Origin of the sequence: Providencia sp. M-27, assembly GCF_011077905.1 — a bacterium.
GTDB classification, from domain to species: Bacteria; Pseudomonadota; Gammaproteobacteria; order Enterobacterales; family Enterobacteriaceae; genus Providencia; species Providencia huaxiensis.
Genome location: NZ_JAALBT010000029.1, coordinates 1 through 21,310, shown reverse-complemented (window position 1 = coordinate 21,310; position 21,310 = coordinate 1). Strand labels below are relative to the sequence as shown.

The 21,310-nt window shown below is 43.8% G+C and carries 29 protein-coding genes and 4 pseudogenes; 22 read left to right on the top strand and 11 right to left on the bottom strand.

The features are described 5' to 3' along the window. Positions 1–98 (top strand): annotated as a pseudogene (locus tag G6Q48_RS22325) (hypothetical protein); the annotation flags it as partial. On the opposite strand, the pseudogene G6Q48_RS21090 reads toward G6Q48_RS22325, so the two are convergent. After that, positions 94–459, bottom strand: a pseudogene (locus G6Q48_RS21090) (helix-turn-helix domain-containing protein); the annotation flags it as partial. The pseudogenes G6Q48_RS22325 and G6Q48_RS21090 sit on opposite strands and share 5 nt — an antisense overlap. 87 nt (positions 460–546) lie before the next feature. On the opposite strand from G6Q48_RS21090, the gene tetC reads away from it, so the two are divergent. Further along, positions 547–1,140 carry a tetracyline resistance-associated transcriptional repressor TetC gene (tetC, locus tag G6Q48_RS21085; protein ID WP_000428546.1) on the top strand — a complete coding sequence of 198 codons (594 nt, stop codon included), beginning with the start codon at positions 547–549 and terminating at the stop codon, positions 1,138–1,140. A 112-nt stretch (positions 1,141–1,252) separates the two neighbouring features. On the opposite strand, the gene tet(B) is transcribed toward tetC, so the two are convergent. Then, positions 1,253–2,458: a tetracycline efflux MFS transporter Tet(B) gene (gene tet(B) / locus G6Q48_RS21080; protein WP_001089072.1), complete on the bottom strand. Its 1,206-nt coding sequence runs from the start codon at positions 2,456–2,458 to the stop codon at positions 1,253–1,255. Between the two features lie 81 nt (positions 2,459–2,539). Between tet(B) and tetR(B) the strand changes: the two genes are divergently transcribed. Then, entirely contained in the window at positions 2,540–3,163 is a 624-nt protein-coding gene (gene tetR(B) / locus G6Q48_RS21075; protein WP_000088605.1) for a tetracycline resistance transcriptional repressor TetR(B), read from the top strand. On the opposite strand, the pseudogene G6Q48_RS21070 reads toward tetR(B), so the two are convergent. Continuing rightward, positions 3,141–3,356, bottom strand: a pseudogene (locus tag G6Q48_RS21070) (transcriptional regulator); the annotation flags it as partial. The gene tetR(B) and the pseudogene G6Q48_RS21070 overlap by 23 nt on opposite strands. Here G6Q48_RS21070 and G6Q48_RS21065 point away from each other — a divergent pair. Continuing rightward, positions 3,331–3,900 carry a recombinase family protein gene (locus G6Q48_RS21065; RefSeq protein WP_166268311.1) on the top strand — a complete coding sequence of 190 codons (570 nt, stop codon included), beginning with the start codon at positions 3,331–3,333 and terminating at the stop codon, positions 3,898–3,900. The pseudogene G6Q48_RS21070 and the gene G6Q48_RS21065 sit on opposite strands and share 26 nt — an antisense overlap. A gap of 259 nt (positions 3,901–4,159) precedes the next feature. Here the strand turns inward: G6Q48_RS21065 and G6Q48_RS21060 are convergent, their stop codons facing one another. Further along, positions 4,160–5,023 (bottom strand): endonuclease/exonuclease/phosphatase family protein, encoded by an 864-nt coding sequence (locus G6Q48_RS21060; protein ID WP_052244185.1) that lies wholly within the window; start codon positions 5,021–5,023, stop codon positions 4,160–4,162. A gap of 181 nt (positions 5,024–5,204) precedes the next feature. Beyond that, a pseudogene (locus G6Q48_RS21055) lies at positions 5,205–5,902 on the bottom strand (IS1-like element IS1A family transposase). Between the two features lie 405 nt (positions 5,903–6,307). Here G6Q48_RS21055 and G6Q48_RS21050 point away from each other — a divergent pair. Further along, complete coding sequence (locus G6Q48_RS21050; RefSeq protein WP_042849101.1) at positions 6,308–7,096, top strand: SDR family NAD(P)-dependent oxidoreductase; 789 nt, start codon at positions 6,308–6,310, stop codon at positions 7,094–7,096. A 36-nt stretch (positions 7,097–7,132) separates the two neighbouring features. On the opposite strand, the gene G6Q48_RS21045 is transcribed toward G6Q48_RS21050, so the two are convergent. Continuing rightward, on the bottom strand, positions 7,133–7,867 hold the full coding sequence (locus tag G6Q48_RS21045; RefSeq protein ID WP_042849100.1) for a hypothetical protein: 735 nt from the start codon (positions 7,865–7,867) through the stop codon (positions 7,133–7,135). A 153-nt stretch (positions 7,868–8,020) separates the two neighbouring features. Between G6Q48_RS21045 and G6Q48_RS21040 the strand changes: the two genes are divergently transcribed. The 4 genes from G6Q48_RS21040 to G6Q48_RS23130 all read left to right on the top strand — a co-directional run bounded on the left by G6Q48_RS21040 (position 8,021) and on the right by G6Q48_RS23130 (position 10,769). Next, positions 8,021–8,737, top strand: coding sequence for a hypothetical protein (locus G6Q48_RS21040; protein ID WP_094962950.1), 717 nt, complete (start codon positions 8,021–8,023; stop codon positions 8,735–8,737). Further along, positions 8,730–9,779, top strand: coding sequence for a hypothetical protein (locus G6Q48_RS21035; RefSeq protein WP_042847402.1), 1,050 nt, complete (start codon positions 8,730–8,732; stop codon positions 9,777–9,779). The genes G6Q48_RS21040 and G6Q48_RS21035 overlap by 8 nt, the downstream gene beginning before the upstream one ends. A 185-nt stretch (positions 9,780–9,964) precedes the next feature. Continuing rightward, positions 9,965–10,207 (top strand): hypothetical protein, encoded by a 243-nt coding sequence (locus G6Q48_RS23135; RefSeq protein WP_042847400.1) that lies wholly within the window; start codon positions 9,965–9,967, stop codon positions 10,205–10,207. Positions 10,208–10,499: 292 nt separating this feature from the next. Further along, positions 10,500–10,769 (top strand): hypothetical protein, encoded by a 270-nt coding sequence (locus tag G6Q48_RS23130; RefSeq protein ID WP_226617277.1) that lies wholly within the window; start codon positions 10,500–10,502, stop codon positions 10,767–10,769. A 34-nt stretch (positions 10,770–10,803) separates the two neighbouring features. Here the strand turns inward: G6Q48_RS23130 and G6Q48_RS23125 are convergent, their stop codons facing one another. Together G6Q48_RS23125 and G6Q48_RS21015 are read right to left on the bottom strand one after the other, a co-directional pair. Continuing rightward, entirely contained in the window at positions 10,804–11,067 is a 264-nt protein-coding gene (locus tag G6Q48_RS23125; protein WP_042847398.1) for a hypothetical protein, read from the bottom strand. Next, complete coding sequence (locus G6Q48_RS21015; protein ID WP_094962948.1) at positions 11,057–12,214, bottom strand: PAAR domain-containing protein; 1,158 nt, start codon at positions 12,212–12,214, stop codon at positions 11,057–11,059. The genes G6Q48_RS23125 and G6Q48_RS21015 overlap by 11 nt, the downstream gene beginning before the upstream one ends. Positions 12,215–12,429: 215 nt before the next feature. Between G6Q48_RS21015 and G6Q48_RS21010 the strand changes: the two genes are divergently transcribed. The 6 genes from G6Q48_RS21010 to G6Q48_RS20990 all read left to right on the top strand — a co-directional run bounded on the left by G6Q48_RS21010 (position 12,430) and on the right by G6Q48_RS20990 (position 14,913). Then, the gene (locus G6Q48_RS21010) at positions 12,430–12,639 is read left to right on the top strand and encodes a hypothetical protein (protein ID WP_042847397.1); all 210 of its coding nucleotides are present in this window, start codon (positions 12,430–12,432) and stop codon (positions 12,637–12,639) included. 76 nt (positions 12,640–12,715) lie between these two features. Next, a complete protein-coding gene (locus G6Q48_RS21005; protein WP_042847396.1) occupies positions 12,716–13,030 on the top strand; it encodes a hypothetical protein in 315 nt (104 codons plus the stop codon). Beyond that, positions 13,011–13,247, top strand: coding sequence for a hypothetical protein (locus G6Q48_RS23120; RefSeq protein ID WP_042847395.1), 237 nt, complete (start codon positions 13,011–13,013; stop codon positions 13,245–13,247). Before G6Q48_RS21005 ends, G6Q48_RS23120 begins: the two co-directional genes overlap by 20 nt. 56 nt (positions 13,248–13,303) lie before the next feature. Next, positions 13,304–13,522 (top strand): hypothetical protein, encoded by a 219-nt coding sequence (locus G6Q48_RS21000; RefSeq protein ID WP_042847394.1) that lies wholly within the window; start codon positions 13,304–13,306, stop codon positions 13,520–13,522. Positions 13,523–13,555: 33 nt separating this feature from the next. Beyond that, positions 13,556–14,080, top strand: a complete 525-nt coding sequence (locus G6Q48_RS20995; RefSeq protein ID WP_052219403.1) for a hypothetical protein — start codon at positions 13,556–13,558, stop codon at positions 14,078–14,080. 431 nt (positions 14,081–14,511) lie between these two features. Continuing rightward, entirely contained in the window at positions 14,512–14,913 is a 402-nt protein-coding gene (locus G6Q48_RS20990; protein WP_042847392.1) for a hypothetical protein, read from the top strand. Between the two features lie 50 nt (positions 14,914–14,963). Here G6Q48_RS20990 and G6Q48_RS20985 read toward each other — a convergent pair whose 3' ends face one another. The 3 genes from G6Q48_RS20985 to G6Q48_RS20975 form a co-directional block, all read right to left on the bottom strand. Beyond that, the gene (locus G6Q48_RS20985; RefSeq protein ID WP_042847391.1) at positions 14,964–15,980 is read right to left on the bottom strand and encodes a hypothetical protein; all 1,017 of its coding nucleotides are present in this window, start codon (positions 15,978–15,980) and stop codon (positions 14,964–14,966) included. Between the two features lie 140 nt (positions 15,981–16,120). Further along, complete coding sequence (locus tag G6Q48_RS20980; protein WP_042847390.1) at positions 16,121–16,420, bottom strand: helix-turn-helix domain-containing protein; 300 nt, start codon at positions 16,418–16,420, stop codon at positions 16,121–16,123. 1 nt (position 16,421) lies between these two features. Beyond that, complete coding sequence (locus G6Q48_RS20975; protein ID WP_042847389.1) at positions 16,422–16,772, bottom strand: type II toxin-antitoxin system RelE/ParE family toxin; 351 nt, start codon at positions 16,770–16,772, stop codon at positions 16,422–16,424. A gap of 184 nt (positions 16,773–16,956) precedes the next feature. On the opposite strand from G6Q48_RS20975, the gene G6Q48_RS20970 reads away from it, so the two are divergent. The 7 genes from G6Q48_RS20970 (at position 16,957) to G6Q48_RS20940 (ending at position 21,022) form a co-directional block, all read left to right on the top strand. After that, positions 16,957–17,520 (top strand): recombinase family protein, encoded by a 564-nt coding sequence (locus G6Q48_RS20970; protein ID WP_042847388.1) that lies wholly within the window; start codon positions 16,957–16,959, stop codon positions 17,518–17,520. Between the two features lie 130 nt (positions 17,521–17,650). Further along, on the top strand, positions 17,651–17,998 hold the full coding sequence (locus G6Q48_RS20965) for a hypothetical protein (protein WP_042847387.1): 348 nt from the start codon (positions 17,651–17,653) through the stop codon (positions 17,996–17,998). A gap of 278 nt (positions 17,999–18,276) precedes the next feature. After that, positions 18,277–18,603 carry a PerC family transcriptional regulator gene (locus tag G6Q48_RS20960; protein WP_042847386.1) on the top strand — a complete coding sequence of 109 codons (327 nt, stop codon included), beginning with the start codon at positions 18,277–18,279 and terminating at the stop codon, positions 18,601–18,603. An 88-nt stretch (positions 18,604–18,691) separates the two neighbouring features. Next, positions 18,692–19,081: a hypothetical protein gene (locus G6Q48_RS20955; RefSeq protein ID WP_042847385.1), complete on the top strand. Its 390-nt coding sequence runs from the start codon at positions 18,692–18,694 to the stop codon at positions 19,079–19,081. A 28-nt stretch (positions 19,082–19,109) separates the two neighbouring features. Further along, complete coding sequence (locus G6Q48_RS20950; protein ID WP_042847384.1) at positions 19,110–19,814, top strand: hypothetical protein; 705 nt, start codon at positions 19,110–19,112, stop codon at positions 19,812–19,814. A 14-nt stretch (positions 19,815–19,828) separates the two neighbouring features. Continuing rightward, on the top strand, positions 19,829–20,368 hold the full coding sequence (locus G6Q48_RS20945; RefSeq protein ID WP_042847383.1) for a hypothetical protein: 540 nt from the start codon (positions 19,829–19,831) through the stop codon (positions 20,366–20,368). Between the two features lie 63 nt (positions 20,369–20,431). Next, on the top strand, positions 20,432–21,022 hold the full coding sequence (locus tag G6Q48_RS20940) for a hypothetical protein (RefSeq protein ID WP_166268309.1): 591 nt from the start codon (positions 20,432–20,434) through the stop codon (positions 21,020–21,022). Positions 21,023–21,310: the final 288 nt, after the last annotated feature.

Sequence of the window (21,310 nt, the reverse complement as noted above, 5' to 3'; positions counted from 1 at the left end):
TTGCGAGCATTCTACCGAGTAACACCACACCGCTCATTGTCAGTGATGCTGGCTTTAAAGTGCCATGGTATAAATCCGTTGAGAAGCTGGGTTGGTACTCTTAAAAATGTACTTAAATCGACGTGTAAAAGATTGTTGGGAATCAAATTGATATTTTAATGCGATCTCAAGGATAGTTTTTTTCGTCAACCTCAACTCAACAGCCGCTTTCGTCAAACGACGAGCACGAATATAGCTAGCCAGTGTGACCCCTGTTACTTTTTTGAACAGCCGCTGAAAATACCACTTGGTATAACCCGCTTTATTCGCCACATCATCAAGCAGTAAAGACTGATCTAAATTATGTTCAATCCATAATAGAACATCTTTGATAACCGTTGTATGAAACTGCTTATCATCATATCTTAATTGGATGTTATTAGCTTTATTTTGATAGCGAGAATGCTGTTCAATATACATAAAATAACCTAAATGTTCTTAAGATTGTCACGACCACATCATCATGATACCATAAACATACTGACGGTATGTTATTTTAAATCTATCATGGAAAATAAAAATCATCAACAAGAAAATTTTAAGAGTACCTATCAATCACTGGTTAACTCAGCACGAATATTGTTTGTTGAAAAAGGCTATCAAGCTGTTTCAATAGATGAGATCTCGGGAAAAGCGTTGGTGACCAAAGGTGCCTTTTATCATCACTTTAAAAATAAAAAACAATTACTCAGTGCCTGTTATAAGCAGCAATTAATTATGATTGATGCCTACATCACAACAAAAACTGATTTAACAAATGGTTGGTCTGCCTTAGAAAGTATATTTGAACATTATCTTGATTATATTATTGATAATAATAAAAACCTTATCCCTATCCAAGAAGTGATGCCTATCATTGGTTGGAATGAACTTGAAAAAATTAGCCTTGAATACATTACTGGTAAGGTAAACGCCATTGTCAGCAAATTGATCCAAGAGAACCAACTTAAAGCTTATGATGATGATGTGCTTAAAAACTTACTCAATGGCTGGTTTATGCATATCGCAATACATGCGAAAAACCTAAAAGAGCTTGCCGATAAAAAAGGCCAATTTATTGCTATTTACCGCGGCTTTTTATTGAGCTTGAAAGATAAATAAAATAGATAGGTTTTATTTGAAGCTAAATCTTCTTTATCGTAAAAAATGCCCTCTTGGGTTATCAAGAGGGTCATTATATTTCGCGGAATAACATCATTTGGTGACGAAATAACTAAGCACTTGTCTCCTGTTTACTCCCCTGAGCTTGAGGGGTTAACATGAAGGTCATCGATAGCAGGATAATAATACAGTAAAACGCTAAACCAATAATCCAAATCCAGCCATCCCAAATTGGTAGTGAATGATTATAAATAACAGCAAACAGTAATGGGCCAATAACACCGGTTGCATTGGTAAGGCTCACCAATAATCCCTGTAAAGCACCTTGCTGATGACTCTTTGTTTGGATAGACATCACTCCCTGTAATGCAGGTAAAGCGATCCCACCACCAGCCAATAAAATTAAAACAGGGAAAACTAACCAACCTTCAGATATAAACGCTAAAAAGGCAAATGCACTACTATCTGCAATAAATCCGAGCAGTACTGCCGTTTTTTCGCCCCATTTAGTGGCTATTCTTCCTGCCACAAAGGCTTGGAATACTGAGTGTAAAAGACCAAGACCCGCTAATGAAAAGCCAACCATCATGCTATTCCATCCAAAACGATTTTCGGTAAATAGCACCCACACCGTTGCGGGAATTTGGCCTATCAATTGCGCTGAAAAATAAATAATCAACAAAATGGGCATCGTTTTAAATAAAGTGATGTATACCGAATTCGATTGCGTCTCAACCCCTACTTCGGTATCTGTATTATCACGTGTATTTTTGGTTTCACGGAACCAAAACATAACCACAAGGAAAGTGACAATATTTAGCAACGCAGCGATAAAAAAGGGACTATGCGGTGAAATCTCTCCTGCAAAACCACCAATAATAGGCCCCGCTATTAAACCAAGCCCAAAACTTGCCCCTAACCAACCGAACCACTTCACGCGTTGAGAAGCTGAGGTGGTATCGGCAATGACCGATGCCGCGACAGCCCCAGTAGCTCCTGTGATCCCTGAAAGCAAACGGCCTAAATACAGCATCCAAAGCGCACTTGAAAAAGCCAGCAATAAGTAATCCAGCGATGCGCCTATTAATGACAACAACAGCACTGGGCGCCGACCAAATCGGTCAGACATTTTTCCAAGCCAAGGAGCAAAGATAACCTGCATTAACGCATAAAGTGCAAGCAATACGCCAAAGTGGTTAGCGATATCTTCCGAAGCAATAAATTCACGTAATAACGTTGGCAAGACTGGCATGATAAGGCCAATCCCCATGGCATCGAGTAACGTAATTACCAATGCGATCTTTGTCGAACTATTCATTTCACTTTTCTTTATCACTGATAGGGAGTGGTAAAATAACTCTATCAATGATAGAGTGTCAACAAAAATTAGGAATTAATGATGTCTAGATTAGATAAAAGTAAAGTGATTAACAGCGCATTAGAGCTGCTTAATGAGGTCGGAATCGAAGGTTTAACAACCCGTAAACTCGCCCAGAAGCTAGGTGTAGAGCAGCCTACATTGTATTGGCATGTAAAAAATAAGCGGGCTTTGCTCGACGCCTTAGCCATTGAGATGTTAGATAGGCACCATACTCACTTTTGCCCTTTAGAAGGGGAAAGCTGGCAAGATTTTTTACGTAATAACGCTAAAAGTTTTAGATGTGCTTTACTAAGTCATCGCGATGGAGCAAAAGTACATTTAGGTACACGGCCTACAGAAAAACAGTATGAAACTCTCGAAAATCAATTAGCCTTTTTATGCCAACAAGGTTTTTCACTAGAGAATGCATTATATGCACTCAGCGCTGTGGGGCATTTTACTTTAGGTTGCGTATTGGAAGATCAAGAGCATCAAGTCGCTAAAGAAGAAAGGGAAACACCTACTACTGATAGTATGCCGCCATTATTACGACAAGCTATCGAATTATTTGATCACCAAGGTGCAGAGCCAGCCTTCTTATTCGGCCTTGAATTGATCATATGCGGATTAGAAAAACAACTTAAATGTGAAAGTGGGTCTTAAAAGCAGCATAACCTTTTTCCGTGATGGTAACTTCACGGTAACCAAGATGTCGAGTTAACCACCCTTTAGATTCATAAAGCGAAAATAATGCGGCTCCAACGTACCCACCTAAATGGAAACGGCGTTCACTCCAATCTAAACACGCACAACAGATTTTACGTGAATGTTTGGAAGGAACGTCAATTCCCATTTGCTCCACAGACCAACAAGACCTAACTGCCCAGATAGATGCGCTGATAAATCTAGGCGTTTCCACTGACAGGATCTATACAGACAAAGGACTGACTGGTTCAAACCGACAGAGGCCGGGCCTAGAACAGGCGCTTGCAGCGGTTCGAGAGGGAGATACGCTAGTTGTTCCAAAACTAGATCGTTTAGCCCGTTCAGTACCTGATGCAAGAGGTATTGCTGATATCCTACAAGCTCGAGGAGCGAAACTCGCTCTAGGGGACAGTATCTATGATCCAACAGACCCGATGGGGAAAATGTTCTTCAATATTCTTGCTACTTTTGCAGAGTTTGAAGGAGACCTTATTCGACTACGAACTAAAGAGGGGATGGCTGTTGCCCGTTCAAAGGGAAAATTGAAAGGAAAACAGCCTAAATTATCTGAAAAACAACAAAAAGAACTATGCCGTATGCGTGATACTGGCCAGTACTCTATCAGCGATCTAGCGGAACTATTTACCGTCTCGCGTGCAACGGTTTATCGAACACTTTCACGAGGACAAAAATGACCGATTTAACTACACAGCAACATCTAGTAAAAATTGTCCATGATTATGCCTGCCCTCAAAAGGGTCATGGACAGTCCATCAAAGGTTCAAATGGATTACATCTGCATTCAATACCCAGATTACTTCCGCTTTGCTAAATGGATAGAACGGTTGGCGTAGGGTATTGTTGATGGTGTAATTAAAGTTCCTAAAGATCATTAAAATATCAGATCGGAAATTTAGGCGGTTCCGGCGTAGAACCCAGAACCCCTTATCCGAATTATTGTTCAGTTAACTTCATTTCGACAAGTAAAGGTAAATGATCTGAGACAGATGCATATGGCTTACTTTCAGGGGTCGCTCTATCTGACGGTTTAGGAATATATACATCTTTAATGTCCCATTTTTGAGCATTTGATGTAAGTATATAATCAATTTTCCTGTCTGGATTCCATGATGGTGCCGTGTACTTCAATTCCTTATCAGTGTCATTGAACCATGCTGTTAAATCCAAGTACTCTGTTGATTGAGGTGGTAAATTAAGATCACCCACTATAATTGGAAGTGCATTTTTAAACTGCCAAGAAGAGAATTTTGTTTGAAGAGTTCTTACTTGCTCTGCTCGTAATGGCTGCGTAGTGAAGTCCAAATGAGTAGTTACTAACATAACAGGCGCAGGATAATTAGGGACATCAACTTCTACAGCACAGGCCGCTCTTTGCTCCGCACCTTTGATGTTAGGTAGTTCCATCCTTTTACTCAATTTCAAATCATACTTAGACAGTACTGCTGTACCATATTCCCCACCATCATGATCTATAGCCTTGCAGAAGTAATAATTCATTCCCAACTTATTAGCTATATACTCTGCTTGATTGACTGGGTTAGAACCCTCTTTACTAAAGTTCTTACCAGAACGCCCAGTCATGTTATCAACTTCTTGCAGTCCAATAATATCAACATTCATTTTACGAATTGCTTCTACAATGGCATCAGTACTCCCCATTCTAGAGGCCATTATGTTATATGACCCAACACGAATACTATCGGTATCTGCTGGACCATCCATGAGGCGATCAGAAGCTAAAGTTGAAGAGGAAAGAACTATAAACCCTATAACCGCAGCAATGCTTGTTAATTTCATTTTTACACCTTGTTATTTTTGATAGTAAATTTACATATTAAAATAAATCATAAAATCGCTTTTTTTAGTGATAAAAACCTCAAAAACAAAAACAATTAGTGATCAATATCTCATAAGTAGTACATTTATCAACCGTTCCATTAATGTTTCATTCTATCGCGAATTATGTAATGACTCCAACTTATTGATAGTGTTTTATGTTCAGATAATGCCCGATGACTTTGTCATGCAGCTCCACCGATTTTGAGAACGACAGCGACTTCCGTCCCAGCCGTGCCAGGTGCTGCCTCAGATTCAGGTTATGCCGCTCAATTCGCTGCGTATATCGCTTGCTGATTACGTGCAGCTTTCCCTTCAGGCGGGATTCATACAGCGGCCAGCCATCCGTCATCCATATCACCACGTCAAAGGGTGACAGCAGGCTCATAAGACGCCCCAGCGTCGCCATCGTGCGTTCACCGAATACGTGCGCAACAACCGTCTTCCGGAGCCTGTCATACGCGTAAAACAGCCAGCGCTGGCGCGATTTAGCCCCGACATAGCCCCACTGTTCGTCCATTTCCGCGCAGACGATGACGTCACTGCCCGGCTATATGCGCGAGGTTACCGACTGCGGCCTGAGTTTTTTAAGTGACGTAAAATCGTGTTGAGGCCAACGCCCATAATGCGGGCAGTTGCCCGGCATCCAACGCCATTCATGGCCATATCAATGATTTTCTGGTGCGTACCGGGTTGAGAAGCGGTGTAAGTGAACTGCAGTTGCCATGTTTTACGGCAGTGAGAGCAGAGATAGCGCTGATGTCCGGCGGTGCTTTTGCCGTTACGCACCACCCCGTCAGTAGCTGAACAGGAGGGACAGCTGATAGAAACAGAAGCCACTGGAGCACCTCAAAAACACCATCATACACTAAATCAGTAAGTTGGCAGCATCACTCGCGAATTATTAAATAAATACCATGGGCTCTCCCGTATTAGCCAAAAATTAAGGCAAAAAGGCTCGAGACCTTAGTAATAGAACAAGAGCTTGAAGATACCGATGTCAATTGGTTTGAGACGTGCCTTAAAGCAAAAGAAAAAAAGTTTGGCAGCAGCTTCCCCCAAAATCAGAGTTAGAAAACAAAGATGATTCGTGACCTTCTATATTAAGGTCACTCGTTATCAATGATATTAGAGTGCATAAGCAAATAGAAAGAACATACCAGTCAATTACTTATACTTTCTTTGACTCAATGTCGGAAATTTCGGCGGTTCCGGCGTAGAACCCCAGTAAGCGGAGATTTTTGAATGGTAACGCACAACGTCGAAACTGATTTATCTGGGAAAGTAGCTTTAGTGACGGGAGGCTCAAGGGGGATAGGGCGTGAGATAGTGCTGACGTTAGCTAAAATGGGCGTGTCCTACGTAGGGATCCATTGCGGTAAAGACCAGGAGGCGGCAAAATCTGTCATTCACGAGGTCCACCAGCTGGGTGCCGATGCCGATGTCTTTACTGCGGACTTTGCAAGTCATGCAGGGCAGGAAGCATCCCAGCTTTGGCAGAAATTCTTCCAGCGCATTCAGGAAAAAGGTTATCAAGGGATTGATATTCTGGTTAACTGTGCCGGTGTCGCGCCTTCTGCTTCAATTACTGAAACTGAGCCTGCTATTTATAATACAGTCATGTCTATCAACGTTGAAGCGCCGTTTTTCTTACTAAAAGCAGCGATACCACACATTAATGTAGCAGGGCGCATCATCAACGTATCGACGGTTTTAACCCGAGTTGCCGATCCCCAACGAGCTATTTATGCGGCATCTAAGGGTGCGATAAATACGCTCACGTTATCGCTGGCACGCGAATTGGGCTCTCGTGGTATTACGGTGAATGCTGTTGCCCCTGGCGTTGTTGATACTGACATGAACAGCGGTTGGCTACACGAAGCACAGGCTCAAAAGATGGCGTCTGAATTCTCGGTATTTTCACGCGTGGGTAAACCTAACGACATTGCCGAGGTTGTGTCATTTTTGGCTTCAGAACGAAGTCGTTGGATTACAGGGCAGGTCATCGATACGTCCGGTGGTTCTTGTATTTAATACGTTATTCAACCAGCCGTTTGGCTGGTTGTTTTCTTATAGGCCAGGTGAAACCGATGCTTGAGCGTCTTTCTCTTCTGCGGCTGTATCGCCATCTTTTTCAACGGGCAATTGCTTAAGGCGTTTTATCAGAGTTGGATCCACTGCATCTAAAATGCCAATGCTGCTGACCGTGTAGGTATCAATCTGCATCCATGCGGCGCGCATATCGCACTCACTCTTCACATCACTTTTCGCGGCGCACCAGATAAACTTACCATTAGATTTAGTGCTGGGGTCACCGTATTTTTCGATCGCGCCAGCGACCAGACTGTCAGGGTTATTGAAGGTGTACCGAATAGCCTTTACAAGGCTTTTATCTGGCGCTGCTTCAGTGTCATCAATCAGCTGCACAATGACCTCTTCATTACTGTTTGCCCAGGCCATTCCCGTAACTTTGCCATCACGGCTTTGCGTTCGTACACCATTGATGTTTCGTTGCTCTGCGTGTTTATTCGCAGCTTCAAGCGCGTCATTCAAATCCATTCCCAGGCGGATGCCCGCGACGCTAAATTGACCAACATCAACAGAGTGGATCGGTTCCGGTTCTGGCTTTTCTTCAGTGGCAGGCGGCTTCGGAAGATTATCCTGTACGTTGGATCCATAGAGGCCGCCATCATAATTGGGTGATTCATAGGCTTGCGTGTCGGCATCCTCAAGGATCGTGAAACTGGCTTGTGCCATCGTTGAATTAGCTAAGCCAACCAGCAAAACCAGCATTGTTTTCTTCATCAAAGCAGTCCTCATTATGAATTTTGAAAACCATAACATTGACGTGAAAACCGGAGTACAGAAAAGGGCATCAAAACGAGGACCTTAAATATTCGCTATACCCAGTGCGGCCACTACCATGAGGAACTTCATACCACCGATAGGCATAGCTCCATGAACTACGAAAACGCAATCAATCATCTCAAAAACACCCTTTATCAGGCAGGTTTATTGCCAAAAGCCGAGTCAACCGCAACGGAGTCCTTGATGCGTCAGGCTGCGAGGTTGTTTGATCAGGCCGCTGATATGCTTGTGAAGGTGGCCGAAGAGCACCTGAAAGCCAGTCAAGCCCATAATGGCGATCTGAACAAGGCACTAAGCGATGTGCTAAATTTCGAAGCCATTGCCGAGATGCTGGATCAATACCAACTCGAAAGCGATGCCCGTGACGCGCTGGAATCGCCCAAAAAGAGTCAACTCGTTCCCTCTGGGTTTACCTTCACCGATACAGGGCTTCATGGCATTGCAGGAAAGATAGTGGCCTATGTCCGTGAACAGGCCAAAGGTCAGGCGCTCACCGCGCATGTTTGGCCTTACCGTCATGATGATAGCCACATGCTCAGCTGCGATTTTCACTCGAAAGAAAGCGACCTGGTCATTCCTTTGTGCATCACGGCAGGACAAGAGCAATGCGGTGACCCCATTGACGAACCGACGGTTTATGATCTGCCCGAGGCGTTGCACTTAGCCGGTATCATCATTCGTGCCGTGAAAGCGGATATTGAAATTGGCCGGTATTTCAACGAGACAAACCCTGCGGTATTGACCCGACCGCTACAGCATCGTCAAACCAATGGCCCCATCCATCTCTGGGAGGAAAATCATGCTTAAGCCTCAGATCCCGCTATGGGTTCGTGCAACCGCCTTTGTTCGTGAGCACCTTTCCTTCATCGCATTGGCCGGGCTCCTCCTCTGGTCCCTCTGGGGATGGCCTGCACCCGATACTGCGACAGGAGCAACAAAAATAATCGTTAACCTATTAGGTCTGGCGATGCCTCTGGCTGTGGTCTGGTTAGTGATCAGCACTTTTATGCGCACTACGACTTTCGATTATCTCGGCTACTTCGGTAAGCTCGTCTACGATATCGTTTTGCTGGTGATCGTTTTTCAGCTGGTCTGCCGTTTTTTCGCTCAGGTCCAAGGTGAGATTAATGGCGTTATTGACGGGGCACTACGTGACCCGGAATTGGCGATTAGTGCAGTGGTAAGTTTTTATCTTGTCACCTTTGTTTACCGGTTATGCATACGCAATTCAAAAATTCAAACGCAACATATCGAATATGGGCGTTTTTCTGCCCCCCTTCGCCGATCAGAGGCCTCGCTGAAACTGACAGCAATCCATGAATGCGGCCATGCCCTGGTCTATGCCCTTCAGAATACTCATCCGGAATTCATGCGGGTTGCCATTACGCGTGAAACACGCGGAACTGTACTACGTCTGGGCTATATGGAAAGCAACGTTGCGCTTGATGGCCGAGCATCACGCGATCAGCTTTATTGGCGAATGTTGTTGGCACTCGGAGGCTCCGCTGCGGAATTGGCCGTCTATGGCAAGCAATTCGAAGGGTCGCAGGAGGACATGCGTTCATGGGGTGAGCAAGCGGACCGTTACCTTCAGAACGGCTTTGGCAATGTGCTACTGATCGATGACGGTAAAGACGAATCTCTGCGACATAACATCGCCGCCTTTAATACCCTTCATGCCGAACAGATCACTATCATAAACCAGTTCATGCGTGACAACGTCACGTTATTAACGGACATGGCTGCTGAATTACGTCATACCGGGGTCTTGGATAAGCCCGCGATAGAAGCGTACTTGCAGCGCGTGACGATAGGGGCAGGGGTGCCTACTTTTGTGATCACGAACTGATGGTGAAATACGGTCGCTGACTGGTGACCATTTTGCCTAAAAATCACGACATCATTTTGAAAACTGTTATTTTGCGAGGGGGATTATGCGCCTGAATGTTTGAATCAGCATCGCAAACTTACATCATTTCGTTCCCTGAATGTGCTGTGCCACACTATGGGAGCCACAACTAACAGGAACAACTCATGACCCAATCACTTCAACGCAAAAGCCGAGATTTACGGCGACTTCAGATTGAGCCAGGTCGGTATGAGCTGGTGGAGTCAGGAAAAGAATCGATCTTCGATCGAGTGCGCGCAGTGGTCGCTGTCGATGAAGAAGGCATTATGCAGATTAATGCCAGTGACGTGGCCGTTGGGATGTGCGGACTGACAGGTAGAATTGACGACCTGATCGCACGCTATAACAACGGTCATCGTTTTATTTAACCAAGCCCGGAAATGAATAAAAAAGCACTTTTTTCGGTATTGCTAGTATTGGCGCTAGGCGCTGGCTTTCTTGGCTCTTCAGTCGCCCACTGCGGTGAGCCAGTCAGTATAGACAAACCGTCTTTACCCCAGTGCTGGGTAAGCTATCAAGGCCTCACTTTTCTGGCCGGGTGTTAACCCGGCTTTTCTTTAATACCACCTATTAATAGGACTACTAATCGACATGAAAGGCCAAGCAAAGAAAGGCGGCGAAGTTGGTGTAAACGGTGAACACTATAAAGGTGGTCAGTTCATGCCAGGTAGCTCAAAGACAAAGAAAGGTGATCGGGCATCGAATGGCGGGCCTTCTTCCAGACCTAAACGACAACTCATTGAGCCTGGTGTGTTCGTCGAAGTTTATGAGGGAGAAAAAACTATCTTTAGCGGAATTACGGCTTTTGTCGTCGTTGAAAATGGGGTTATGCGTCAATCTGCCAGCGATAAAGCGGTCGCTAATTATGGTCTTACTGATACTTTGCCGGTGTTAATCGAACGATTCAATGCGGGTGAACGGTACCGGTGAGGGGAGTCCCTCACCGACTTCGTCATAACAGTTACTATCTTATTTTTTTATGAATGACAAATAACAGCGCCAGCAAAACTGGGGTGCCCAGATATACATAAGCCAACGTGTTTTGGTGGTAGGCGCGTAAATCCTCCACGAAAGCACGCCAAACGGTAATAGGTTCATTATCTCCCATCACCATGTAGTTGTATGTAAAGCTTGAACTAAACCCGAAATCAAAGACGGCCAAGCCTAAATAAAATAATAAAACCAACAGGATGGTCAAAAACCATCTTAAAAACGTTCTATTTATCATAAGTGCTACCTAATACCCCTCCACCCATTTCTCCACCATCAAAGCTTGTTGCTTCTCCACCAATTTGAGCTGACGATGTGGCAAATTCAAAAATTTGAATCATTGTCCCTTTATCTGATGGCGTAAGATTGTCAATATTTGGGTACTGTTCATGAAAGACATTTGTTACTTCAATTACATCAAGCTTATTAAAGTTATTTTTCTTACCATTCAAATAACTCTGGAATGAAACAGGCACCGTGAACGCCTCTTCTCGCTCGACCGGATACTGCGTTCGTATTGGAGTGTAACTCTCTTCAAATATACGTGTGCCAGATTGCTTCAACCCTTTCACTGTATGAGTTGTGCAATTATTACCTGAGACATCATAAACATCTATAGACCTTCCGTTTCTACGAGTCAACTCACCTGCTTTTTCAGGTAGGTTAGGTATGCTGCCTGATTTCCAAAGGTTATTAAAATAAGTTTCTGTTTTGTCTGTGTCCGCATCTGTTATTTTAAAAACCCTTGCATTCGTTATATATAACTCATCTCTGATGTATTTTCGAGCATCCTCACCGGTCATATATAAAAGTATTCCATCACCCGTTAAAGTTAATGGTCCTGGCGTTCCGTAGCGACCGTATGAATATAATGAGACTTTATTATTTTTGTGGATTGTTATAAATGAATGGCCTGAACCAAATGTTTCCGTCCACACAAAAACGCCATCATAGAGCAAGTTATCTGAAACCCTGCATTCACCATTTAAAGGTGCTGGCGCTACGGGGTTGATCCGACTGCCAAAGCTGGTTCCCTGTGAAGGTGTTGATGGTGCTGGGGCTTGAGTTGCAAAACGACTTGGCTGGGCTTGTGCTGCTACACTATGAGCAATAACCTTGTTAGAACCTGCCGGACAGCCGCATTGTACAATTGAGTCATGTACGGCTTGAAGTTTCCCATGATTTAGAAAACCTTGCTGCCCAGAAACAACGGTGCCTGTCTGTCCACATTTCGGGCATTTTGTTGTCGGGTCACCCACTCTTAATGCTTTTTTATTAAAGCACGTTACAGTTTCTATGGTTGCAATACATGTTGCACCGGTAGTTGTTTTGTCGCCATTTAAAGCCATTGCCTTACCCATAATGATGGGTCTTACTCCAGACATAACACCTCCAATGTGTGATATGGTAGTGATATATAATTAATTAACGAAAATAATATATTAATACCAGACATTGATCTAACTATAAATAATCTAATCATTACAATACACCAACTTCCCATTTCCATTCCTGCCAGGAATTTCGCCGAGCGTACACCTCATGCTTTACTTGTGTAGGTAACCATTCATAACCGATCTAATTATTATCAGAGAGATTTATGAGCACTAAAGCAAACAACCTTGAATTACTGTACAACGCCTGGCTGTCCCGTTCGGTATCCTGGGAGTTCGGTAGTGAGGATGAGCGGAAGGCCCAATGCCGTGATTGGGCTGAGTCGTCTTTAGAAAGCATCTCTGATGCCGAAGAGTTTGAGCAGGATGAAGCTGATTACATCGTGGATGACGAGCTCACGCACTGGACTGAATAACTTCGCCTAACCCCTTCGTCACCGGACGGTCTGATGTGACAATGAAGGGGTAAACAAATCAAACAGGCAAATCGTTATGACCAGCACGCCCCAAGACGAACTGAGCGCTATCGCACTGTTCAATGACATTGGCCGAGATGAAGTCACTGCTCGTTTCAATGCGCTCAGCGCAGCAGCGCAAGCGCGCTTCGATGAGAGCTACCGTATCCACGGCACCATGCCCGTCGGTTTTACTGCTCTCAATTTTATGACCGCTGATGAACGGAAGCAGCGCCACCAGCTCTTACTTGCGATTCAATTATGCACCGATCCCCAAGCCGAAGCGCACGCCCGCATTAAAGCCCGGCGAGCCGCATTGAAAAGGAAAAACCATGTCGTCACCACTGGGTAAACTTCAGCACGCGTTGCTGCACGATATCGTTAACCAGCAGGATGGAGAATGGTGGCCGGGTTGCCCACTAACCGTTCAGACACTGAGCCGGAGCCGGATCATTCTTGACGCATTGGTGGCCCGGCAACTCCTGAAGCATAAAGGCAGCTGTCATTATGAGGTCACAAGTCTGGGTCTGGAAATTGTCTCTCAGAGCAGGCATGAGAAAGCGCGTTAAACATCTGGATTTGAGCGCTGTTTTACAATAGAGTAAACATAACGAATAGGTGGTATATGTCTCATCTTACTGGTGTCATTTCGAGTGTGATTCAGGAGCTCGATACAGTCGGCGAAAGGATTAATTCAGCCATTAGTGAAGCCTCTTCCGACGCAGAAATTCAATTGCTGGAGGATGCGTTAATCTCACTGTCTGAAACCAGAACTCTCCTGCAAGGCAAAACGCCGGTAAGCCAGGTTAACGCCAGTGTGACCCGGATCCGCCCATTACCATAACCAGCCTAATATTGCTTGAGGTGACCAAAGATCATGTCAGACCAACTACCTGCAAACGAAACTGAGCCACTGGTGACGAAAGCTAAAGTCCCTTCAGCCCATCTGGAGACGCTATTTAACTACCTGGTTAAATGCATCAAAGAAGAGGGCGCTCCACCAACTTACGATGATATCGGTAAGGCCCTGGGTTATTCAAAGGGGCTGGTTGCCCGGCGTGTGAAGCAGCTGCATGAGCAAGGCCGTATCATTATAGATGGAGAGAAAACCACGGCCAGAACGATGCGTATTGCTAAAGGGCAGGGCTATGATGAACTGACTGATAAGGTGTACCTGACAGAAGATCGTAAAGCCATTATCAAAGCGGTGAAAAGCATGATGAAGCGCACCGGCATCGGTCCTTCTATCAATATGCTGGCGCATGAGCTCGGCTTCTCGAACAGCAAAACAAAACGCCACGTTGAGTACCTGGATAAAAACGAATTACTCCGGTACAGCCCCGAACTGGGTGAAGTTATTGCCACTGAACCAGGTGACTACGAGCCAAAGCCGAATGCGTAGTGGTGGGCTCTACTTTCGATTTTTCCACTATGCTCTGCTGATCAGTCTGTTGTTTGGATGCATTCTTTTTGGCAAGGCGCTCATCTCTATCTACTGGCCGAGGTATTGGGTTCCAGCTGATGCCTGGTATGCCTTCGGGATAGCGCCGGGTGTTTGGCTCGCGACTCTGATTGGGCTGATTATCTTCATATTCCTCTCATCGCTTTATCGCTATTTCGGGGTATTGGTGATGACTACCTGCATTGCCTGTGCAGGGATCGCCTTTTTCGTCCTCAATTCGTAGCGCTTTCCCTCCGCTCGTATTGAAAAAACGCCTTTTCTCCTGAATTATGGAGCTCTTTATACGGGCCATTCACATGCCGTGGGGGTGTGAGATTGTGCTGATAATCTGCGCCTAAAGCGGTATAGGGCGCATCCAACGAGGGTATCCGATGAAATCTAAAATCCTGGCGCTGGTGGGGGCGCTAATCATTTTAACCGGCAGCGCATTTGCTGCGCCACAGTTTGACCCAAACACGGTCTACGCCGGGAAGGCTGGGCAGGCAACCAAAGAATCAGTGCAGCAAGCCGAGCCTGGTGAAAAGGGCAGTATTACGGTTCTGCGGCTGAACAGCTACGCGCACCTGGGTGAGTTTAACATTCCAGAAGGCACGCCAAAAGCAAGCGTAGAGCGATTCAACAATAAGGTCTATGTACTGTCCGAAAAGCCAGACAAGCGCCTGGCTGGATTGTGGATCGGCCGTGACGCTAATGGCAGAGAAGGTCTTTGCGGTTACATCAACAACAGCATGCGCATTCAAAAATGTTATTTTATTTTTTATAGAGAAAAGTGACATCACGCCCCTCTTGGGGCGGTTTATGAATAGAAAAACAGTTACTTATATCAAATACTGTCTTTTAACGTTCTGGCTTTTTGATGTAGCTCGTTAAATGATTTGTCTTCATTCAAAAGATAGATCACAATATTTCTTAAATATTTCACTTTAACATATTCGGAGTAATCATATAATGACTTAATAAAAACACAATCCTTCATTGTTGTTTTATATTTCAATTCATTTTTTTCTATAACCAAATTAGATCCACAAAAATAATATGATAAAAAACCATGAAACAATAAATTAAAGTTACTGAAAGAATCAGGCTTATTAACGGAGGAAGTAAATTCACGAAATGTATTCTCTTGTCTTTTGATAATCTTTTTGTATTCTTCCTTTTCATTAACTTCGCTCTCTGGCAAAGAAAGCATTAATTTATTAAAATAAGTAGCCCCTGTACAAGTTTCTTTATTTACCATATTCACTAGCTTATCTTTTATTAGTTGAATATCAGGGGCGCAGAATTCAGTTATAGCTTTTTGAAAAGTTTCAGCAATATCCTGGTTCTTATAAACTTTAATTTCATTTCTTAATTCGAATGGATGTGCAAATGAGCCGTCACGCAAATTTTGAAATTCACGTATTGATTTTATGCGTTTTATAAATTCAAAAATCTTCAACTCACTCTCTTCTTTAGAAATTCTTGTTTTCTCGTCTTTGACTACTTTTGTATATTTTATATGTGTTTCTGCTAATTTTTGAAATTGGATAATCAACAAACCAACGAAAGGCTCTAGCTTCATTCTTGAAACACCCTTTGGGTTAGATGATGGGCTTTTAATTCCGCCATCATTGTCAAGTAGCGCTAGGCTAGCATAAATCGAAGATATGTTAATTATGGTGTGATAAATAGAAGTTAAAGATAGGTAATAATTTAATCTGTTTTCATATTTACTAAACTCCATCAATAAGTCATTGCCTTTGTTAGACATCCTTAACAGCTCAGTTATTTGAGAAAACTTAGAGTTTGAATAATTCGCAATCATTAACTCTAATATTTCTTGTTCATCAATATTTTGCATCACTAAAATTCACCTTATTGAATTGACATGCATAATTTCACCTTAATTTGCAACAGCGCCACCATTTTTTTTATGTACTCCTCCTTGACATGCTTAATAAAGATATTTTTATTTATAAATGAACTTGAGAGGCTTTATGCTCAAAGATGCAATCCAATTCTCTTACCATTCGGTAACGTTACATCGATAGAAAGTTCACCGCCTAAAGCTTTAATGTAGCGCTTCAGAGTTGAAAGCTTCGGATCGTTATCAACATTTTCAAGCTTAGCAATAGAAGGTTGCGAAACGCCCAGTGATTGAGCTAGCTCAGTTTGAGAAAGTTTCAGTTCCTCACGAATTTTAGCTAGTGTGATTTCACGCCGGATTTCTTCTGCTCGGTCTTCAATTTTTGCCAGCGTTTCGGGGGATTGTTTTGCAAGTAGTTCATTTAAAGTGGACATGTTATTTCTCCTGCTCTAATAAGTGCGCTGCATATTCCGCATCGGCCATCTTGATTAATTTCTTGTAGAAACGGGTTTCATCTTTTCCTTTCTTATCACCGGCACATAACACAATGCCACGACGAATTGGGTCAAATGCGAAACACGCTCTAATCGGATGACCACCAACCTGAATTCGCAGTTCCTTCATGTTGGGAAACTGTGAGCCCTTCAGGGTGTCAACTTGAGGGCGTCCAAGATTGGGGCCATCCTCACGTAAAATCATTAACACTGCCAACACTTCAATCTGAGTTTCCTCATTTTGCTCTTCGAACCAAGAATCAAAGAGATCTCTCGTTAATATTTCCCACATAAATATATATAACCTCCGAGTTATAATGAATGATATAACCTGGAAGGTATATTGTCAATTTAATTAATGTCCGATATGTTATAATATTTCGGACACTTGAAATTAATAATAAAATAGTGTCTATTAAGTCGATTATTTTAATTAATAGACACTATATGTCCGATAATGAATTAGGAGACACATTTTGCGTCTTTTTGGTTACGCTAGGGTATCCACCAGCCAACAATCGCTTGACATTCAGAAAAAAGCGTTAATTGATGCTGGGGTTGCAAAGCACCGTTTATTTACCGATAAAGAATCGGGAAGCCATATTAATCGCGAAGGATTACAGTTACTCAAAGTTAAAGTTGAGATGGGTGATATTATCCTAGTGAAAAAGTTAGACCGGCTCGGCCGAGACACCGCAGACATGATCCAACTAATAAAAGAATTTGACTCAATGGGTGTCGCTGTTCGATTTTTGGATGATGGCATAAGCACGGAAGGTTCAATGGGAAAGATGGTGGTCACCATTTTATCAGCAGTTGCTGAAGCGGAAAGACAACGAATCCTTGAACGAACAAACGAGGGGCGGCAAGAAGCATTACTCAAAGGTGTTAAATTTGGACGCAAACGGTCGGTTGACCGTGAACGAGTTTTAGAACTGAAGGCAAGCGGGTTAGGCGGTACTGTCATTGCCAAAGAAATGCAGATTGCGCGTTCAACCGTTTACAAAATTATCAATGAGAAAAGGAGTGGGATAACATAGAGAAATAGATAGCTAAATGACACAAAATAATTTTCCCCACATGAAAACATGTTATAAATGTGTAATATATGGGATTTGATTCTTATCCAATGGGTATTCAATTATCACTAATTACTTTGGAGGTTGTTTTATGGCGTTTCCCCCAAGAGCTGTTCGTCTTAATTTGTTTTTCGAAAAACTTCTAGCTCACCCCCCTGTTGCTGATCGTAAAGAGGCGCTCTCTCTGCTGGTTCGTATAATGGCAGAGGTTGAAGATTTTTATGGTCTTCCTAAAAATGATTTCACTACTCGCATGGGGGTTTTTCGTCCACAAGAAAACAATCCAAATGATTGGAAAGATCTTGATTCCGACCCTTGTTATTGGGATGACTCTCTAACAAAAACTCATCGTACTATAGTGTATAACAACGGCAGAATCATTATTAAAAATATAAAGAGTAATCCAGCTGTTGTGGTGCTAGATAAATCCGGGGCATAGAACGCTTTATATGAATATTTAGTACAGGCCAATATTTAAAATTGATTTGTGATTTGCCGTAGCATCGAGCACAAGTCAGTGCTAGTACAATTTAGATTCTACAAAGAATCTTTTGAATTGCCCCTTAAGTTTTTAATATCCAAGCTAGCGACGTCGTAAAACGAGACGCAATAAAAGGCGCTCGTTTTGTCCTGCTTTTCTCTTCGTCAACTTCCCAACCGATCGTACCATCCTCTCAATTCCGTACAATATTTCAACTATCCGTAGGAGTTGGTCTGATGGCACGCAGGAAGGTTTTATCGAATATCGTTGACCGCCTGGGTAAACAGTATTTGCCCGAGGTGGATGCAGTCAAAATCGCACTTGAGCTTGAGGCAAAACACTTGTACTTACGTGCTGCTAAGCAGTGGGGCGTTGCGATGCAGGAAAACCCCAGTCATGCCGAGTACATCGCGGCTCAACGTTTTCGCTGCATAGAACTATCCAACGCCTACCATGCCAGGCGGATCGAACTTAGCAACATTCACAACGACATTACGTCAATCCATCAGAAAGTCGAAGCGGCGTATGTACGCCTCTGTGTGAAAAGCAACTCTTGCCTGTAACAGATCTGATTTATTTCGTCACCGGGATCACTGCCCGTAAAATTTTTTTATCGCCCAAGGGCGCAACTAACACAACCAGAGAGGTTCTATGTCCACTTTACTAAAAGACTTCGTACTCATGGCGCTGCCGCACCGTGAATGGTCCTGCGAGGCCATTCATTTTCGCGTCAAGCTGTGCCCTGAGCCGGGGAAGTTGGGAAATAAAAATCACACTTACTTCATCCTGGAAGACCTATATGGATTTGACACCAATGAAACGTCGTTTGTCGTGTTCACAAAAATCCTTTTGCAGCGGTTCCCGCACCTGCCACCCAATCGTGTTCACATCCTTATCCATTGCCGAGACATGTCAAAATCTCTGGGCACCAAGGTGTTGCGGTACGATTTAATGCGCGACGAAGATCGCCAAGTCAAGTTGGATAAAAAGCCGGAAGACGTATCGGAGAAGTCGGGCTACGTCTCGATGTGTACCTTCTAACTTTCAACGTTGTATCGGAGGACCTACCTTGGCCGCACCTTATCATCGTTCTGTAGGCTCACCACTATTGATGGGCGCAAAAACCATTCAATTCGGGTCGCATAAAAAAGTGTTTTTCCCTGATTACGATCAGGCATTGATTGTTGCCACCAGCATGACGGCTGAACACCGGTTCCCGATGTGGATTTACAAGGCGCTGCACAATCACCATGCCGGATATTTAATCGCGGGTCACGGGTCGCATACACTGGAAAAACCAGATTCGGCATTACAGTCGAAGCAAATTGACCAGATGCAGTACCGAGATAAATTACCGACACTTTTGGAAAGCAATGCTGTTCGGCCAAGTGCGGTGTCGCGTATTGCCATCCGAAATAACGAGTTTTTGCAGTGCCATGCACGAGTCTCTGAAGCAGACATTATCACCTGGAGCATGATGCAGGCAGATCCGGCGCTGATTTTCAACGTCAACCCAACGAGCAGTCCCGCTGAGGCAAAAAAAATCAGCAATCGCATTAAAGCAATGCTGCAAAATGCCTTGTACTGTCAAACAGCTGTCCGCTGGCTTAACAATTATAACTTCGTGGTAGCAATGCGTTGGGCGGATGATGACGGGTTGAGCCCAAGGCATAAAGTCGAAAATGGCTGGTGGATCCTGAGTGCGCAAGAGCAGGGCTCGCACGGGGTTTCGCCCAAATGTGAAGATGTACAGAAAAAAGCAAACGACCGTTAACCGAAGAGGACAACATGAAAACTGAACAAATTGACATCAAATTGTACCTACAACGTCAAAGCTCCTGTGGGTTGTTGAAGTTCACACGTCTGATGGACTGCATCCTCACACCACCGCTTATCTCCTTCCTTATCATGGCGTTGCTGTTTTCTATCGCTCACCTGATCATCATGCCGAAAATTGTGGATGAGCTCTTATTCATCCCGTTGTGCTTCTTTACCGGGGGCTGTGTCTGCTTGCTGGCCTTTGTGCATTTGTACTATTCGTGTGTGTTTCCACGCCTGTGCCCGCTGCTGGAAGTAAGTGAAATCGAGGCGCTTTGTTCCAAAACGTTCAGCGTATACCAAGAAATGGGGTGTTCAGAGTCAATACAAAAGTCGGGTATTGATTACCTCGACACTCTGATCAGGGAAGGGATCCCAATGAATTATCGCCACCGGCGAAAAATTAACGCATTGGTCGAGGCGGATGAACGTGATTCCAAGCTGAACGCCTTGAGCCAGACATTCGAATCTGCCATTGAAAAAACAAAACGGTCGTATAGCCGCCCCTAAATATCGTAACGCTCAGACCGTCTAACACGAACGGTTTGAGTGCTCAAAGAGAGCATGATGAATATGGATAAGACAGACATTCAACTGTACCTGCAACGGCAGAGTAATAGCCGTATGCTGAAGGTCACTGTGTTTATTGAAAATATCCTCTTGTCGGCTGTGCTGACGCCAATGTTATTTTTTGTGGTCTTGTATGGCTTTACTTATTTATGTACCCATCTGGTCGGTTTCGGTGACTCAGAATTTCACCGTGTAATGGATCTGGCGGGGTACTACGCGCTGGGTTGTGGTAGCATCCTGGTCTTAACTCGTCTGTTCTTCTATGGGGCTTTGCCTAAGTTCAAGGCTCTGTTAACAGTCAGTGAAATTGAATTGCTTTATACGGTGTCTAAGGATGCCTACGACAAATTGGGCTATGGGCCAGAGGACGAGCGTCCCGCCATTGACTATCTCAATGCAGTTGTCATGTCCGGCGTGCCGATGAGCGCGGTGCATACCCGAGCCGTGGATGCCATGCTTTTCCGGGCAAAAAAAGAAAAAGACAATCACGATGCTCGCCTTAAGATGGAAAAAAATATTAATTCGCTGACTGACAGTATTGCAAAAACGGGTCTGACTCAGGATACACCTTCGTTAGAACACCCAGACCACTAACATTGCGAAAAAGGTGCTAACGTAGTCAGTGTGCTTTTAAAGACTTCGCATTTGACTAACGTCTTAACTCAGCCCCAGGGCAACTGTGTCATGAATATCAGTGAGATTTCGGGTAAAATAGCGCTGTAAACAAAAGAGAAATATAGGCAATACTTGACGTTATGAACCAAACAAAGACGACCTTAAACCGGCACTGTTGCAAAGTTAGCGATGAGGCAGCCTTTTGTCTTATTCAAAGGCCTTACATTTCAAAAACTCTGCTTACCAGGCGCATTTCGCCCAGGGGAT